We start from the raw sequence: 16,273 nt of genomic DNA, 5'->3' as shown, positions 1-16,273 counted from the left end.
AAAACTGCCACTGACCGGAAAAAATGAGGGGGAAGAAGCGTGGGGCTCATTATCTATCTTGACGGCCAGTATGTTGACGAAGAAGAGGCAAAGTTGTCTGTTTTCGATCATGGTTTACTCTACGGCGATGGTGTCTTTGAAGGGATACGCGCCTATCACGGGCGGGTCTTCCGCCTGAAGGCGCACATCGACCGCCTTTATGAGTCCGCCCGGCATATCAACCTCGACCCGGGCCTGACGAAGGAAGAGATGACGCAGATAGTCCTGGAAACCTGCCGGCGCAATAATTTGCGGGATGCCTATATCCGCCTGGTGGTTACCCGGGGCAAAGGAGACCTGGGACTGGATCCCCGCAAGTGTCCCCGGCCCTCAGTATTTTGTATCGCTGCGGCCATTGAACTTTACCCACTAGAACTATATGAAAAAGGCCTGGAGCTCGTTACCCTGGGTACCCGCCGCAATGCTCCCGACGCCCTGGACCCGCGGATTAAATCCCTGAACTACCTGAACAACATTATCGCCAAAATGGAAGCCACCCGGGCGGGAGCTCCGGAAGGACTGTTTCTAAATAAAGAGGGCTATGTAGCCGAAGCTACAGGCGATAATATTTTTATCGTCAAAAACGGCCAGCTGATTACTCCGCCGCCTTACGTGGGCCTGCTGGAAGGCATTACCCGTAATGCAGTTATGGAGCTGGCCGCCGGGGCCGGGATACCTGTTTATGAAAAGGTCTTTACCCGTCATGACGTTTATACGGCCGACGAATGCTTCCTCACAGGCACGGCGGCAGAGGTCATCCCTGTTGTCAAGGTGGACGGTCGCGCCATAGGGGATGGCCAGCCGGGACCCATTACCAGGGATCTCATCGCCAGGTTCAGGGAACTGACAAAAACAGATGGCCCGGAAATCTTTGTTTAGTTAAAAGTTAGGGGAGAAACCATGCGCAGTGATGCTATGAAAACGGGTCTGGCCAGGGCCCCCCACCGGTCGCTCTTAAAGGCCATGGGCCTGACCGACGCCGAAATAGAACGCCCGCTTATAGGTATTGTCAACGCTCATAACGAACTTATTCCCGGTCATATCCATTTAAATACCCTGGCCGAAGCAGTTAAAGCCGGGGTCCGCCTGGCCGGCGGCACGCCCCTGGAGTTTCCCACCATTGGTGTCTGCGACGGCCTGGCCATGAACCATGTGGGCATGAAGTATTCCCTGGCCAGCCGGGAACTCATTGCCGACATGATTGAAGTAATGGCCACTGCTCACCCCTTTGATGCCCTGGTATTTATCCCCAACTGCGATAAAATCGTCCCGGGCATGCTCATGGCCGCGGCCCGTTTAAATATCCCATCTATTTTCGTCAGCGGTGGCCCGATGCTGGCCGGCCGCTACCGGGGCAGGGACGTCTCCTTAAGCACCATGTTTGAGGCCGTAGGCGCCACCCGGGCCGGTAGAATGACGGAAACCGAACTGGCCGAGCTGGAGGACTGCGCCTGTCCGGGCTGCGGTTCGTGTGCGGGGATGTTTACAGCCAATACCATGAACTGCATGACGGAAGCCTTAGGGATGGCCCTGCCGGGCAACGGTACCATCCCGGCCGTCAGTGCGGCCCGCGTACGCCTGGCGAAGCAGGCCGGGATGCGCATTATGGAATTGCTGAAGGAAAATATTCGACCCAGGGATATCATGACAACAGCTGCTTTTCACAATGCCGTGGCTGTAGATATGGCCCTGGGTGGTTCCACCAATACCTGTCTCCACCTGCCGGCCATTGCCAGGGAAGCGGGCTTGGAGCTGGATTTGAGCACCTTCGCCGCCATTAGCAGGCGGACGCCCCAGATCGTTAAGCTGAGCCCGGCTGGCAGCCAGCATATCCAGGACCTGGATGAAGCCGGCGGCATCCCGGCGGTAATGCACGAGCTTTACCGCCGTGGCCTGATTGATGGCAGCGCCCTGACGGTAACGACTAAAACGGTAGCGGAAAACGTTAGCGGCCGGGAGGTAAGGCGGCGGGATGTCATCCGGCCCCTCGAGGACCCCTACAGCCCTGAAGGTGGCCTGGCTATCCTGTACGGGAATCTCGCTCCGGAAGGAGCGGTGGTAAAAAAAGGCGCTGTCCTGCCGGAAATGATGCAGCATGAAGGACCGGCCCGCGTCTTTAACAGCGAGGAAGAGGCTTTTGCGGCCATTATGGGGCAAAAGATTAAGCCCGGTGATGTCGTCGTTATCCGTTATGAAGGCCCCAGGGGTGGCCCGGGCATGCAGGAAATGCTCAGCCCTACAGCCGCCCTGGCCGGGATGGGCCTGGACAGTTCCGTGGCCCTGATTACCGACGGCCGCTTTTCCGGCGCCAGCCGCGGCGCCTCCATCGGCCACGTCTCGCCCGAGGCGGCGGCAGGGGGGCTCATTGCCCTGGTGGAAGAAGGCGATATCATTGCCATTGATATCGAGGCCGGCAAGTTGGAATTGAAAGTGCCGGAAGAAGAAATTGCCCGCCGCCGGGCCAGGTGGCAGCCGCCGCCGCCGAAGATCACCAGCGGCTACCTGGCCCGTTATGCCCGGATGGTGGGCTCCGGGGCTAAGGGTGCGGTACTCGAGTAAAGGTTGATACAAAACCTATCTCATGCGCAAAGGAGTGCTTCGACCATTGGGGATCGCGCGGAAACGAAAAAATTAACCGGTTCCGAAATCATCATTAGAGCCCTGCAGGCAGAAGGTGTGGATACTGTATTTGGTATTCCGGGAGGGGCGGTTTTGCCCCTATATCATGAACTGGCAGTATCCAGCATCCGCCATATTTTGACCCGCCATGAGCAGGCAGCCGCCCATGCTGCCGAAGGCTATGCCCGCGCCACCGGCAAACCTGGTGTCTGTATAGCTACTTCCGGACCCGGGGCTACTAACCTGGTAACAGGTATAGCCAACGCTTATATGGATTCTATTCCCATTATTGCCATTACCGGCCAAGTCGGTGTAGATATGATTGGCCGGGATTCCTTCCAGGAAGCCGATATTACCGGTATTACCCTGCCTATTACCAAAGCCAACTACCTGGTGAAAAACATCAGGGATCTGGCGGCAACCATCCATGAAGCCTTCTATGTGGCGACTACCGGCCGGCCCGGGCCGGTCCTCATCGATATTCCCAAAGATGTCACTACTCAGAGGGCGGCCTTTCACTACCCGCCCAAATTACGCCTGCCCGGTTACCGCAGCCGGGTGGAACCCCATGCCCTGCAGGTGGCCCAGGCCGCTGCTGCCATTCTGGCTGCCGAAAAACCCCTGCTCTTTATCGGGGGCGGGGTGATTACCTCCGGGGCCCATGAAGAAGTACGGCGGCTCGCTGAAGAACAGGATATTCCCGTAATCATGAGCATGATGGGCAAGGGGGCCTTCCCGGAAAACCATCCCCTCTTTGTTGGCATGGTGGGGATGCATGGTACTGTCGCCGCCAACTACGCCGTCTGCGAGACGGACCTGATTATCGGTATCGGTGTCCGTTTTGATGATAGAGTCACGGGAAAAATTGAGGCCTTTGCCCCGCGAGCGAAAATTATTCACATCGATATTGATGCCGCTGAGATCGGCAAAGTTATTTCGGCCCATATCCCCATTGTCGCCGATGCCCGCCAGGCCCTCCAGGCCATACTGGGAAGGCTCACTGAGAAAAGGGAGCACCCGGCATGGCGCCAAAGAATACGGCGCTGGCAGGAAGAGCATCCCTTACGCTATGATAAGTGCGGCCTGAAACCCCAGTATGTAATTGAGGAATTATACCGCCTAACCCGGGGCCGGGCCATTATCAGCACCGATGTAGGCCAGCATCAGATGTGGGCGGTGCAGTATTATCCCGTGGACCGGCCGCGAGCCTTCCTCTCCTCCTGCGGCCTGGGGACCATGGGCTTTGGCGTCCCGGCAGCCATGGGGGCGGCTGTAGCCAGGCCTGGTGAAACCGTCGTGGCCATTACGGGGGACGGCAGCTTCCAGATGAATATCCAGGAACTGGCCACCTTAAGCCATTACCGCATCCCGGTGAAAATTATCCTCCTCAACAACGGATACCTGGGTATGGTGCGCCAGTGGCAGGAGTTCTTCTTTGACCGGCGCTACGCTTATTCCGAACTGGGCGGCAACCCGGATTTTGTCAAGATAGCTGAAGCTTACCGGCTGCCGGCCCGCCGGGTAGCTGCCCGGGAGGAGGTAATCCCGGCCCTGCAGGAAGCCCTGGAAACCGATGGTCCCTTCCTGGTGGAAGTTTTAATCGACCGGGAAGAAAACGTCTTTCCCATGGTGCCCCCGGGCGGTACCCTGAACAAAATGGTGACGGGAGGTAGGCAGGAGTGAAACGTACCCTTTCGGTTCTGGTAGAAAATCGCCCCGGGGTTTTAACCCGTGTGGCCGGCCTCTTCAGCCGCCGGGGTTATAATATCGACAGCCTGGCTGTAGGCCGTACGGAGAATCCAACCATTTCCCGCATGACCATCGTGGTGGACGGCGATGAACATATTATCGAGCAGGTATGCAAACAGCTCAACAAGCTCATTGATGTCATCAAGCTCAGTGATATCACCGACGATCCCCATGTGGGACGGGAATTGATGCTCATTAAGGTCAATGCCGAGCCGGCAGTCCGGGGCGAGATTATGCAGATAGTTGACATTTTCCGGGCGCGGATCGTCGATATTGCCCGCAACAGCCTGATTATCGAAGCCACCGGCGATGCCGATAAAATTGATGCCCTGGAAAACTCCCTGCGCCCCTTTGGTATCCGGGAAGTGGTACGCACGGGTAAAATCGCCATGCTGCGGGGGGCGAAAACTAAAGGAATGGAGGCCAGCGGTAATGGGACAGGAGACTAAGGTACGCACGGGCGCCCGGGCCGTGATGGAGGTCTTGCTGGCCGAAGGCGTGGAACTGGTCTTCGGCTATCCCGGCGGTGCCGTCCTGCCCCTGTACCATGAGCTGGCGCAGACTTCCATTCGTCATGTCCTGGTGCGCCAGGAGCAGAATGCCGTCCACGCCGCCAGCGGTTACGCCCGCACCAGCGGCAGGACGGGCGTCTGCTTTGCCACCTCCGGTCCCGGGGCCACCAACCTGGTGACAGGTATTGCCACGGCCTATATGGATTCCGTCCCGGTAGTAATCTTTACCGGCCAGGTGCCCACGAGTATGGTCGGCAGCGATGCCTTCCAGGAGACCGATATTACCGGGATAACCATTCCCATTACCAAGCATAATTACCTGGTCAAGGACGTCGAGGAATTGCCTCGCATTGTCAAAGAAGCCTTTTATATCGCCGGTACAGGCCGCCCCGGGCCGGTGCTGATAGATATCCCTAAAGACGTAGCCCTGGCTCCCTGCCAGGCGCCGGTTCCGGAAAAGGTCGAGCTGCGCGGGTATAAACCTACCTACCAGGGCCACCCGGGCCAGCTCCGCGCCCTGGCTAAGCTCCTCCAGGAAGCTGAACGGCCGCTGCTGTTTGCCGGCGGCGGGGTGATCGCTTCCGGGGCGGAACGATACCTGCAGGAACTGGCGGAAAAAATCCAGGCGCCGGTGGCCACCTCCCTCACCGGCCTGGGGGCCTTTCCGGAAGACAATCCCCTGGCCCTGGGGATGGTCGGCCTGCACGGCAAACCCTGTGCCAACCACGCCGTTATGGAATGCGACCTGCTGGTGGGATTGGGGGTTCGCTTTGACGACCGGGTGACGGGGGCCATAGAAAAATTCGCGCCCCGGGCTAAAATAGCCCACATCGATATTGATCCGGCAGAAATCGGTAAAAACCTCCGGGTCGACCTGCCCCTGGTGGGCGATATTAGCTGTGTCTTGAAGGAGCTCCTGCCCCTGGTAGAGCCGGCCGGGCACCCGGAGTGGCTGGAGCGGATAAAAACCCTGCGCAATAATTATCCCCTCACTTACGGCCGGGGCGGTGAGGTGCGGCCCCAGTGGGTCATCGAGCGCCTGGGGGAAATGACCCGCGGCCGGGCCATTATTGCTACCGACGTCGGCCAGCACCAGATGTGGGCGGCCCTCTTTTACGGCTATACCGAGCCCCGCACCTTTATTTCCTCCTGCGGCCTGGGCACCATGGGTTACGGTCTGCCGGCTGCTATCGGCGCCGCCCTCGCCCGGCCCGACAGGCAGGTGTGGGTCATCACCGGCGACGGCAGCTTCCAGATGGGGATGGCCGAGCTGGGTACGGCCATAGAACAGGGATTGCCCTTAAAGATTTTACTTTTCAACAATCAGAGCCTGGCCATGGTACGCCAGCTGCAGCATTTTTACTACGAGCGCCGGTATACGGCGGTGAAATTTACGGGTAACCCCGATTTCGTTCGCCTGGCCGAGTGCTACGGGGCAACCGGCCTGCGTATTACTAAACAAGAAGAAGTGGTACCGGTGCTGGCCCGGGCCATGCAGGATGATGGGCTCACCCTTATCGATTGTCTGATCAGCGAAGAGGAAATGGTTTACCCTATGGTCCTGAATGGAGCGGCCCTGAACGAAATGCTCCTGCCGGAATAAACTGGCCAAGGAAGGTTGATGTGTTTTGACGGATACCAGCAAAAGGATTTATATCTTTGATACCACCCTGCGCGATGGCGAGCAGTCGCCCGGGGTAAGCCTCAATGTCGAGGAAAAGCTGCAAATCGCCCACCAGCTGGCCCGCCTGGGGGTTGACGTTATTGAAGCCGGCTTTCCCATTGCCTCCCCCGGCGACTTTGAAGCCGTGCGGGCCATAGCCCGGGAAGTAGAGGGCCCGATTATAGCCGGCCTGGCGCGGATCAATGACCGGGACATCGACCGCGCCTGGGAGGCGCTGCAGGAAGCCAAACGGCCGCGAATTCATGTCTTTATTGCTACCTCCGATATTCATTTAAAATACAAGCTGCGCATGACACGGGAGGAAGTCCTGGCCGCCGTCCGTAAAGGGGTGGCCCGGGCCAAGAGCTACTGCCAGGATGTGGAGTTTTCCCCGGAAGACGCTTCCCGGAGCGATATCGACTTCCTGTGCCAGGTGCTGGCAGCAGCCGTTGAGTCCGGGGCCACCGTCCTCAACATCCCGGACACCGTCGGCTATGCCACCCCGGCCGAGTTCGGCCGCCTTATCGCCGAGATTCGCCGGCGGGTACCGGGGATTGAACAGGTGCAAATCAGCGTCCACTGCCATAACGACCTGGGGCTGGCAGTGGCCAATTCCCTGGCAGCCATTGAGAACGGCGCCCTCCAGGTAGAAGGGGCCATTAACGGCATCGGCGAGCGGGCCGGCAATACGGCCCTGGAAGAGCTGGTCATGGCCCTCTATACCCGCCGCGACTATTACGGCTGCCACACCGGCATTGTCACCGAGGAGATCTACCGCACCAGCAGGCTGGTGAGCAGCCTGACGGGCATGCCCGTCCAGTACAATAAAGCTATCGTGGGCAAGAACGCCTTCGCCCATGAGGCCGGCATTCACCAGGACGGCGTCCTGAAGGAGCGCACCACCTATGAGATTATGAACCCGACCATGATCGGCCTGGTGCATAACAATATCGTCCTGGGCAAGCACTCCGGCCGCCATGCCCTGCGCAGCCGCCTGGAAGAACTGGGCTTTAAACTCAATGAAGCGGAACTCGACAAAGCCTTTGCCCGCTTTAAAGAACTGGCCGATCGCAAAAAGGAGATTACCGACCGCGACCTGGAGGCTATTGTCGAGCACGAAGTTAAACAGATTCCCGAAAAATTCGTCCTGGAGCATATCCACATCTCCACGGGGAACCGTGTGGTACCCACGGCCACTATCGGCCTCCGAGTGGACCAGGAATTAAAGGAAGAGGCGGCTTGCGGCGAAGGACCGGTGGACGCCGCCTTCAAGGCCATTGACAAGATAACGCGCATTCCTGTTTGTCTTAAATCCTACGCTCTCAATGCCGTTACCGGCGGGAAAGACGCCGTGGGCGAGGTAACCGTCAAGGTCGAGTATGCCGGCCGGGTCTTCATCGGCCGGGGCATCAGCACCGACGTCCTGGAAGCCAGCGCCCGCGCCTACGTGAACGCGATTAATAAAGTCGTTTACGAGATTGGGGAAGAGAACCTGAAGGTTTTGGAAGCATGAAACAGGAAGTCCGAAGTCGGAATAGAGGATGGAGCGAACCATAATAGTTTGAGGCTGGCATTTGTTTGCAGCGAGCGACTTGGTCTGAGCGGCGAAGCGGCCTTGGTGAAGCCGAGGAGCGAGGGCGGGGCCGAGGACAGGAGGTCCGAGGCCGGCCTTTGAGGCAAGGATGCCGAATAGGCCGGGAACCCCGCCCGAGCCCGAGGCTGAACCGCAGGCCGCTCCGCGAAGACCACGGAGCGAGCGCAAACATGGCCAGCCAAAGATAAGTTTTTTCGGAGGAAGAAGGTAAACTCCATGGGCATGACCATCACCGAGAAGATCCTGGCCGCCCACGCCGGCTTAGAGAAGGTGGAGCCGGGCCAGCTCATCAACGCCAGGATAGACCTGGCCCTGGGGAACGACATCACCGCCCCCCTGGCCATCAAGGAGTTCAAGAAACTCGGCCTCAAGAAAGTCTTCGACCCGGAAAGGGTCGTCCTGGTGCCGGACCACTTCACCCCGGCCAAGGACATCAAGTCCGCCGAGCAGGCGAAAATCTTGCGCGATTTCGCCCGGGAGCAGGGGCTTGCCCACTACTTTGAAATCGGCCGCATGGGCATCGAGCACTGCCTGCTGCCCGAGGCGGGGCTGGTCGGCCCCGGGGACCTGGTCATAGGGGCCGACTCCCACACCTGCACCTACGGGGCCCTGGGGGCCTTCGCCACCGGCGTCGGCTCCACGGACCTCGCCGCCGCCATGGCCACCGGCGAGCTGTGGTTTAAAGTACCCGAGACCATCCTCTTCCGCTACCATGGGAAGCTTAAGCCCTGGGTCGGCGGCAAAGACCTCATCCTCTACACCATAGGACAAATCGGCGTCGACGGCGCCCGCTACATGGCCATGGAATTCACCGGCGAAGCCATAGCCGAACTTTCTATGGACGGCCGCTTCACCATGGCCAACATGGCCATCGAAGCCGGGGCCAAGAACGGCATCTTCCCGGTGGACGAAAAGACCATAGCATACATCCGGGGCCGGCTGCAAAGGGACTACCGCATCTACCAGAGCGACCCCGACGCCAGATATGCCCGGGAAATAGACATCGACGCCGGTAGAATCGAGCCCCAGGTAGCCCTGCCCCACCTGCCCGAGAACGCCAGGAGCGTAAGGGAAATAGGAGAGATCAAAATCGACCAGGTAGTCATCGGCAGCTGCACCAACGGCCGCCTGGAGGACCTGCGGGTGGCGGCAGAGATACTCAAAGGGCAAAAGGTCCATCCCGAAGTAAGGCTCATCATCATACCCGGGACCCAAAAGATCTACGCGGAGGCCCTGGCCGAAGGGCTCATCAGCATCTTTATCGAAGCCGGCGCCGCCGTCTCCACGCCCACCTGCGGCCCCTGCCTGGGCGGGCACATGGGGATCCTGGCCCAAGGCGAACGGGCCCTTGCCACCACCAACCGCAACTTCGTCGGCCGCATGGGCCATCCGGAAAGCGAAGTCTATCTCGCCGGCCCGGCCGTAGCCGCCGCCAGCGCCGTTAAAGGGCGCATCGCCGCCCCCGAGGAGGTAGTAAAATGATCATCCAGGGTAAATGCCACACCTTCGGCAACGACATCGACACCGACGCCATCATTCCGGCCCGTTACCTGAATACCTCCGACCCCGAAGAACTCGCCCGCCACTGCATGGAGGACGCCGACCCCACCTTTGCCGGGCGGGTGCAAAAAGGGGAGATTATCGTGGCCGGGAAAAACTTCGGCTGCGGCAGTTCCCGGGAGCACGCGCCGGTGGCCATCAAAGCTGCCGGGGTGGCGGCGGTCATCGCCGCCTCCTTCGCCCGCATTTTCTACCGCAACGCCATCAACATCGGCCTGCCCATCTTTGAGTCCCCGGCCGCGGCAGCAGGGATAGACGCCGGGGATGAAGTAAAGATTGACGCCGAGAAGGGCGAAATTGTGAACCTGACTAAAGGAGAAACCTACCAGGCAGCGCCCTTCCCGCCCTTTATGCAGGAACTCATAGCCGCGGGGGGGCTGATGCCCTACGTGGCCAGGAAGGTGAAGGTGCATGTATAAAATCGCCGTTTTGCCCGGTGACGGTATTGGTCCCGAGATTGTCCCCGAAGCCGTAAAGGTCCTGGAGGTTGTCGGCCGCCGCACGGGGATAGAGTTCCAGTTTACCGAGGCCCTGGTAGGGGGAGCGGCCATTGATGCCCGCGGTCAGGCCCTGCCGCCGGAAACCCTGGACCTCTGCCGCCGGAGCGATGCCGTGCTCCTGGGGGCGGTGGGCGGCCCTAAATGGGATGCCCTGCCGCCGGAAGAGCGTCCGGAAACGGCCGCCCTCCTGCCTTTACGCAAGGAACTGGGTCTATATGCCAATTTAAGGCCGGCCTACCTCTTTGAACCCCTGGCGGAGGCTTCGCCTTTAAAACGGGAAATAGTTACCGGCACCGACCTGATTATTATCCGGGAGCTCACGGGCGGCCTCTACTTCGGCCCCAAAAAGCGGGAAAAAACGGATACAGGCGAGGTAGCCTACGATACCATGCTCTATTCCCGGGCGGAAATAGAGCGCATCGCCCGCCTGGCCTTTGCGATAGCCCGTAGCCGCCGCTGCCACTTAACCAGCGTTGATAAGGCCAACGTCCTCACCAGCTCGCGGCTGTGGCGGGATACGGTGGAAAGCCTGAAAGGAGAGTTTCCCGAGGTAACCGTGGAACACATGTATGTCGATAACTGCGCCATGCAGCTGGTCCGCCAGCCGACCCGGTTTGATGTGATTGTGACCGAAAATACCTTCGGCGATATTTTAAGCGACCAGGCTTCCGTCCTTACGGGTTCCATCGGCATGCTGCCCTCAGCCAGTATTGGCGGGACGACCGCCCTTTATGAACCGGTCCACGGCTCCGCCCCGGATATTGCCGGGCAGCAAAAGGCCAATCCCCTGGCGACCATCCTTTCGGCGGCCATGATGCTCAAGTACTCCTTCAAGATGGACCAGGCGGCGGCAGCCGTGGAGGCAGCCGTCGGCCGGGTGCTGGCCAGAGGTTACCGCACCGCGGATATCTACGTACCGGGGACCACCCTGGTAGGTACAGCAGAGATGGGTGCCCTGGTGCGGCGGGAACTGCAAGAGGGATAGCCCATGCCGGAGAAGATCTACGTCTACGACACCACCCTCCGGGACGGCAGCCAGGGCGAGGGCATCAGCCTGTCGGTAGAAGACAAGTTAAAGATTGCCGCCCGCCTGGACCGCCTGGGCGTGGACTATATCGAAGGTGGCTGGCCCTGGGCCAACCCGAAAGATATGGAGTTTTTCCGGCGGGCCAGGGAGATTGGATGGCGGCAGGCAAAACTCACCGCCTTTGGCCGCACCCGGAAGCCCGGCGGGAAAGCCGGGGAAGACGCCAACCTGCTGGCCATCAAGGAGGCCGGGGTAAAGGTGGCCACCATCTTCGGCAAGTCCTGGGATCTCCATGTAACGGCGGCCCTGGAGACGACCCTGGAGGAAAACCTGGCTATGATTGCGGACAGTATCTCTTTCCTGGTGGAGGCGGGTCTGGAAGTAATCTTTGATGCCGAGCACTTTTTTGATGGCTTCAAGGCCAACCCCGAGTATGCCCTGGCTACCTTAAAGGCCGCGGTGGCTGCCGGGGCCAGCTGGGTGGTCCTGTGCGACACCAACGGCGGCTGCCTGCCGGATGAGGTCGCCGCAGCTGTAGCCCGAGTACGCCAGGAGATCCAGGTACCGCTGGGGATTCACGCCCATAATGACGGGGATCTGGCCGTGGCCAATACTCTGGCCGCTGTAACTTCGGGCTGCCGCCAGGTGCAGGGGACCATCAACGGTTTCGGCGAGCGCTGCGGCAATGCCAATTTGTGTTCGGTACTGCCCAACCTGGAGCTGAAAATGGGCTACCAGTGCCTGCCCCCCGGGCAATTGAGCCATCTTACAGAAGTTTCCCGTTATGTCAGCGAGATTGCCAATGTGGTGCCGGCCGGCAACCAGCCCTTCGTCGGCTACAGTGCCTTTGCCCACAAGGGCGGCATCCATGTAAGTGCCGTCTTAAAGGCTTCCCAAACCTACGAGCACATCCGCCCCCAACTGGTGGGTAACGAGCGGCGCATACTAATGTCGGACCAGGCCGGGGCCAGCAACCTGCGCTGCAAGGCGGAAGAGATGGGAGTGGAGCTTTCTCCAGAAAAGGAGCAGGCCCTCATTAACGGCATCAAGGAAATGGAACGCCAGGGCTACCAGTTCGAAGGGGCCGACGCTTCCCTGGAATTATTTTTACGGAAAACAACGGGGGAATACCGGCAGCCCTTTGAAGTAGAGTACGTCAAGACCCTGGTGGAAAAGCGACCCGGCCAGGAAGCTATCTCGGAAGCCATTGTTAAACTCAAGGTGGGTGACCAGGTAGTCCATACAGCGGCCGAAGGCAATGGGCCCGTCAATGCCATGGACAACGCCCTGCGCAAAGCCCTGGAGGAAGTTTTCCCGGCCATCGGCCGCATGCGCCTGACAGATTACAAGGTGCGGGTCCTGGATGAAAAGGATGCCACCAGCGCCAGGGTCAGGGTTCTCATTGAGTCCCGGGACGGCAGCAGCTCGTGGAATACCGTCGGCGTCTCTACCAACATCATTGAGGCCAGCTGGGAAGCCCTGCTGGACAGCATGGAATACGCCCTTTTAAAGCAGGACCGGGATTTAAATAAAAAGGCGGCAGCAACTTAAAAAAGCCAGGCCTTTATTCTGCCTGGCTTTGCTTTGGCGCTTGTTTATCAGGGGGCAGGGGCTTAGCATACTGCCAGCGGGGGAGGGAAGTCCCCGGCAGCTGCAGGTCCTGCTCTTTTTTAATGTCGGGGTAAATATTGAACATGTTGTTGAGGTTCTCGATCAGCCCGCCGGTGAAGGTTAAACCCTTTTCCAGGGTATGGGGGTCACCAATGGCTTTGATGACAATGGGGTAGAGGAGCTTTTCACCGTCGACGGTGATGTATACCCGCGACCCCTCTTCTTTATCGGCAATGGCAGTGAAGGCGCTGATGCGGTGGTCATTGATGGCGATGGCCTCGGCTCCTGAGACCCAGAGCTCGTTGACGATGTCCACCAGATCCTCGTAGAGGAGAGGGGCGTCGCCGGTAATGGTAACCGTAACCCCCGGGCCTTTGACAGGAGTGAGGCCGGTGCTGACCTGCAGGCGGGCCAGCTCTTTTTCCAGGGCCGTTTCGGCCTCATTATCCTGGCCGGAACTGGCCTTAAGGGTAAAGAGCTGCTGCTGGAGCTTAGCGATTTCTTCTTGGAGCTGGCTGCGCTTGCTGCTCAAATCTTTCCACATAGCCACCAGGTCTTCGGTTTTCTGGGCTTCCAGGGAGCTGGCCAGGAGCCGCTGGGTACGAAATTGGAGCGATAAAAGTAAACCAAGGATTAAGAAAACAACGGTCAGGGAAACATGCCAGTATTTGCCTCGCATTTATTGCTGCCCCCCCGCTTTAACCAACCTGACGTAGTCCTGGGGAAAAACTCCTTTATACGCTGGCAGGATCAGATTCTGGGATTTGGTCACTTTGACCGGGAAATCACGGCTCTTCAAGAAGGAGAAGTCCACCGACCTTTGGACGGCCGCCTCCAGGACATCGGGATTGCCTATTGCCTGAACCTCGTAAGGCGGGGCCAGGCGGGTGGAATTCACCAGGATGACGGTGCCGACACAGCGGATGTCCGAGCTGGTGACAATCCGCTGGCCGTTGACGGCAATGGCCTCGGCGCCGGCAGCTTTTAATTCATTAACCAGGTAGAGGACATTTTTATCATGGATTATATAGTCTTCCGGCTTGTAGGTTGCCGGTGAGCTCTTTTGGGCCGCCTGGGCGCCGGCGTTATTATCATCCAGGGTAACGATGATCCCCGGACCAGTTACGGGAGTTAGGCCGGCAGCCAGTTTCAGGCCTTCTATTTCCTGCTGCAACTGGGCCAGGCGCCCCTTCCCTTGGGAGCGGTCCTTCTGGATGGCTTCAATCTGGCTGCGCAGGGTGGCGATGGTATTTTCTAAAGAAGCGTCTTCTTTTTCCAGGGAATGAATAATATCAATGAGTGCGGGGTCCTGCTTTTCCAGGGCCGCGGTGGCCATATGGGAACGCCACTGCCAGGCTACCAGGAGCCCGGATAAAAGGCTGATGAGGAGCAGGGAAAGGTAAATTTTACGCACCGGGGACTCCTCCTTTAGCGCTATTTTATATGAAGTACCGGCCAGTGACAACTAGTAAAAACGGGTAACTTAAAAAAGAAGGGATTCACCTCTTGATTGTCGAATGAAGTGACCGGACCTCCATATACTAACTAAAGCCGGCGGGAAAATTTGGGGTGAATGGTTTGGCGGCCCTGTGGCGCTACTTGTTATCGTTAAACATAATCGAGCTTTTGCGGATAACCCTTGATATCAGCATCGTCGCCTTTGTCATTTATAAATTTATCATGCTCATCAGAGGCACCCGGGCCGTTCAGCTCATCAAGGGCCTGGTGGTGCTGGTGGTAGCCTCGGTCATTGCCGAGCGCCTGCACCTGACCACCATTAACTGGCTTTTAAGCCAGTTGCGCCTGGTGATTGTCGTGGCCCTGCCGGTAGTCTTCCAGCCGGAACTGCGGCGGGCCCTGGAGCAGCTGGGCCGGGGCAAGTTTTTTGCCCGTCCTTTAACTGTGCTGGGTGCCGAAGATATGGAAAAGCTGATCAATGAGCTGGTCAGGGCCGCCCAGGTACTTTCTAAAAACCGTACCGGTGCCCTGGTGGTTATCGAGCGGGAAACAGGTCTCAATGATTATATTGAAACGGGCATCCGGGTAGACGGCGTCGTTTCCGCCGAGCTGTTAATCAATATCTTCGTACCCCTGACGCCCTTCCACGACGGGGCGGCCATTATCCGGGGGGACCGGGTGGTGGCTGCCGGCTGTTTCCTCCCCCTTTCCGAAAGCCCCTATTTAAGCAAGCAGCTGGGGACCAGGCACCGGGCGGCCCTGGGTATCAGCGAAATATCAGACGCCGTGGTCCTGGTGGTGTCGGAAGAAACGGGCGCCATTTCCGTCGCCGAAGGGGGGAAGCTAACTCGTTTCCTGGACGAGAAAAACCTGAAGGAACTCTTCCAGAGTTTATTATTACCGCAGGTTAACCATAATACTTCCTTCTGGCCCTGGAGGTCGTAAAAATGCGGGAGCATTTTCGCCAGGATTGGATTTATCGCCTGCTGGCAGTCGCACTGGCCATTATTCTCTGGATATACGTAACCGGTGAGCAGAACCCTACCGGGGAAAAGGTGGTCCGGGTCCCCCTGGAAACAGAAAACTTGCGGGAGGGCCTGGTGGTTGCCGACCGCCCGGCGGAAGTCCAGGTACGGGTGGAGGGGCGCAAGGCCGCAGTAAGTACCTTGCTGCCCAGGGATGTCCATGCCTATGTTAACCTGCGGGATGCTAAAGTCGGCGATAATCTGTTACCCGTCCGGGTCGAGGTGCCCGAAGGGATAAATGTGATTCATGTCAACCCTGCCCAGGTGACGATAAAACTCGATAAAATTGAGCAGGTGCAGCTACCGGTGCAGGTGAACCTCCTGGGGACGCCGGCCAGCGGCTACCGGGCGCTGGAACCGGTCATCAAACCTTCCCAGGTAATTGTTTCCGGTTCGGCCGCAACCCTGAAAAGCATCGGCCGGGTTTATGTGGAGGCCAAAATCGACCAGGCCAGCGGCAATTTCCTGGCCCAGCTGCCGGTGAAGCTGGCTGACCGGGAGGGCCATCCTTTGCAGGAGTGGTTAACCGTCACCCCGGAAGTGGTGGAAACCTTTATCCCCGTAGTTCAGGACATGCCTAGCAAGATCCTGGCGGTGCGTCCCCAGCTGGCAGGGGAACCGGCCAGGGGCTATGTCATTGACCGGATAATTCTCCAGCCGGAAGTGGTGGAGGTCTTCGCTCCCTATAACCTTTTAGCGTCGCTGGATTATATAAATACGGCCCCAATTAATATAGCCGGGGCTACGAAAAATGTTACAGTAGAGACGAACCTGGAAATCCCCGCCGGTGTGCAGGTCAGCAGTTTCCCGCGGGTACGGGTGGTAGTCGAAATAAAAAAGGTAAGCGGCACGCCTTGAAAGTAACAATCTAACAACAGGAACATATAATGGAGTACGCAGTTTGAAGGTGATATAA

General features: G+C 58.6%; 14 protein-coding genes. 12 read left to right on the top strand and 2 right to left on the bottom strand.

What is annotated here, in order from left to right; genetic code table 11:
• Positions 1-39: 39 nt before the first annotated feature.
• The 10 genes from ilvE (at position 40) to cimA (ending at position 12,814) form a co-directional block, all read left to right on the top strand.
• Entirely contained in the window at positions 40-918 is an 879-nt protein-coding gene (ilvE, locus tag MCACP_RS12550) for a branched-chain-amino-acid transaminase (protein ID WP_406677080.1), read from the top strand.
• A 21-nt stretch (positions 919-939) separates the two neighbouring features.
• A complete protein-coding gene (ilvD, locus tag MCACP_RS12545) occupies positions 940-2,598 on the top strand; it encodes a dihydroxy-acid dehydratase (RefSeq protein ID WP_406677079.1) in 1,659 nt (552 codons plus the stop codon).
• A 45-nt stretch (positions 2,599-2,643) separates the two neighbouring features.
• A complete protein-coding gene (ilvB, locus tag MCACP_RS12540) occupies positions 2,644-4,341 on the top strand; it encodes a biosynthetic-type acetolactate synthase large subunit (RefSeq protein ID WP_406678753.1) in 1,698 nt (565 codons plus the stop codon).
• Positions 4,338-4,856: an acetolactate synthase small subunit gene (gene ilvN, locus MCACP_RS12535; RefSeq protein WP_406677078.1), complete on the top strand. Its 519-nt coding sequence runs from the start codon at positions 4,338-4,340 to the stop codon at positions 4,854-4,856. Before ilvB (MCACP_RS12540) ends, ilvN begins: the two co-directional genes overlap by 4 nt.
• The gene (ilvB, locus tag MCACP_RS12530) at positions 4,840-6,522 is read left to right on the top strand and encodes a biosynthetic-type acetolactate synthase large subunit (RefSeq protein ID WP_406677077.1); all 1,683 of its coding nucleotides are present in this window, start codon (positions 4,840-4,842) and stop codon (positions 6,520-6,522) included. The genes ilvN and ilvB (MCACP_RS12530) overlap by 17 nt, the downstream gene beginning before the upstream one ends.
• Before the next feature lie 25 nt (positions 6,523-6,547).
• Positions 6,548-8,095, top strand: a complete 1,548-nt coding sequence (locus MCACP_RS12525) for a 2-isopropylmalate synthase (RefSeq protein ID WP_406677076.1) — start codon at positions 6,548-6,550, stop codon at positions 8,093-8,095.
• Positions 8,096-8,392: 297 nt separating this feature from the next.
• Positions 8,393-9,658, top strand: coding sequence for a 3-isopropylmalate dehydratase large subunit (leuC, locus tag MCACP_RS12520; protein ID WP_406677075.1), 1,266 nt, complete (start codon positions 8,393-8,395; stop codon positions 9,656-9,658).
• On the top strand, positions 9,655-10,155 hold the full coding sequence (locus MCACP_RS12515; protein WP_406677074.1) for a 3-isopropylmalate dehydratase small subunit: 501 nt from the start codon (positions 9,655-9,657) through the stop codon (positions 10,153-10,155). The genes leuC and MCACP_RS12515 overlap by 4 nt, the downstream gene beginning before the upstream one ends.
• Positions 10,148-11,221 carry a 3-isopropylmalate dehydrogenase gene (leuB, locus tag MCACP_RS12510; RefSeq protein WP_406677073.1) on the top strand — a complete coding sequence of 358 codons (1,074 nt, stop codon included), beginning with the start codon at positions 10,148-10,150 and terminating at the stop codon, positions 11,219-11,221. The genes MCACP_RS12515 and leuB overlap by 8 nt, the downstream gene beginning before the upstream one ends.
• 3 nt (positions 11,222-11,224) lie before the next feature.
• The gene (gene cimA, locus MCACP_RS12505) at positions 11,225-12,814 is read left to right on the top strand and encodes a citramalate synthase (RefSeq protein WP_406677072.1); all 1,590 of its coding nucleotides are present in this window, start codon (positions 11,225-11,227) and stop codon (positions 12,812-12,814) included.
• Positions 12,815-12,827: 13 nt separating this feature from the next.
• On the opposite strand, the gene MCACP_RS12500 is transcribed toward cimA, so the two are convergent.
• Both MCACP_RS12500 and MCACP_RS12495 read right to left on the bottom strand, forming a co-directional pair.
• Positions 12,828-13,553: a DUF881 domain-containing protein gene (locus MCACP_RS12500; protein ID WP_406677071.1), complete on the bottom strand. Its 726-nt coding sequence runs from the start codon at positions 13,551-13,553 to the stop codon at positions 12,828-12,830.
• On the bottom strand, positions 13,554-14,288 hold the full coding sequence (locus MCACP_RS12495) for a DUF881 domain-containing protein (protein WP_406677070.1): 735 nt from the start codon (positions 14,286-14,288) through the stop codon (positions 13,554-13,556).
• A 155-nt stretch (positions 14,289-14,443) separates the two neighbouring features.
• Here MCACP_RS12495 and cdaA point away from each other — a divergent pair, with 155 nt between their 5' ends.
• Complete coding sequence (cdaA, locus tag MCACP_RS12490; RefSeq protein ID WP_406677068.1) at positions 14,444-15,277, top strand: diadenylate cyclase CdaA; 834 nt, start codon at positions 14,444-14,446, stop codon at positions 15,275-15,277.
• Positions 15,278-15,279: 2 nt separating this feature from the next.
• Complete coding sequence (locus MCACP_RS12485; protein ID WP_406677067.1) at positions 15,280-16,215, top strand: CdaR family protein; 936 nt, start codon at positions 15,280-15,282, stop codon at positions 16,213-16,215.
• The last annotated feature ends 58 nt before the right edge of the window (positions 16,216-16,273 follow it).

The sequence above is a fragment of the Neomoorella carbonis genome (assembly GCF_045278715.1).
GTDB lineage: Bacteria > Bacillota > DSM-521 > Neomoorellales > Neomoorellaceae > Neomoorella > Neomoorella carbonis.
This window is presented reverse-complemented; position numbering and strand designations above follow the sequence as displayed.

Coding starts and splice junctions, on each gene's coding strand:
- ilvB (WP_406677077.1), top strand. CDS start 4,840: ATGGGACAGGAGACTAAGGTACGCACGGGCGCCCGGGCCGTGATGGAG.
- MCACP_RS12485 (WP_406677067.1), top strand. CDS start 15,280: ATGCGGGAGCATTTTCGCCAGGATTGGATTTATCGCCTGCTGGCAGTC.
- MCACP_RS12515 (WP_406677074.1), top strand. CDS start 9,655: ATGATCATCCAGGGTAAATGCCACACCTTCGGCAACGACATCGACACC.
- ilvD (WP_406677079.1), top strand. CDS start 940: ATGCGCAGTGATGCTATGAAAACGGGTCTGGCCAGGGCCCCCCACCGG.
- leuB (WP_406677073.1), top strand. CDS start 10,148: ATGTATAAAATCGCCGTTTTGCCCGGTGACGGTATTGGTCCCGAGATT.
- MCACP_RS12500 (WP_406677071.1), bottom strand. CDS start 13,553: ATGCGAGGCAAATACTGGCATGTTTCCCTGACCGTTGTTTTCTTAATC.
- leuC (WP_406677075.1), top strand. CDS start 8,393: ATGGGCATGACCATCACCGAGAAGATCCTGGCCGCCCACGCCGGCTTA.
- cimA (WP_406677072.1), top strand. CDS start 11,225: ATGCCGGAGAAGATCTACGTCTACGACACCACCCTCCGGGACGGCAGC.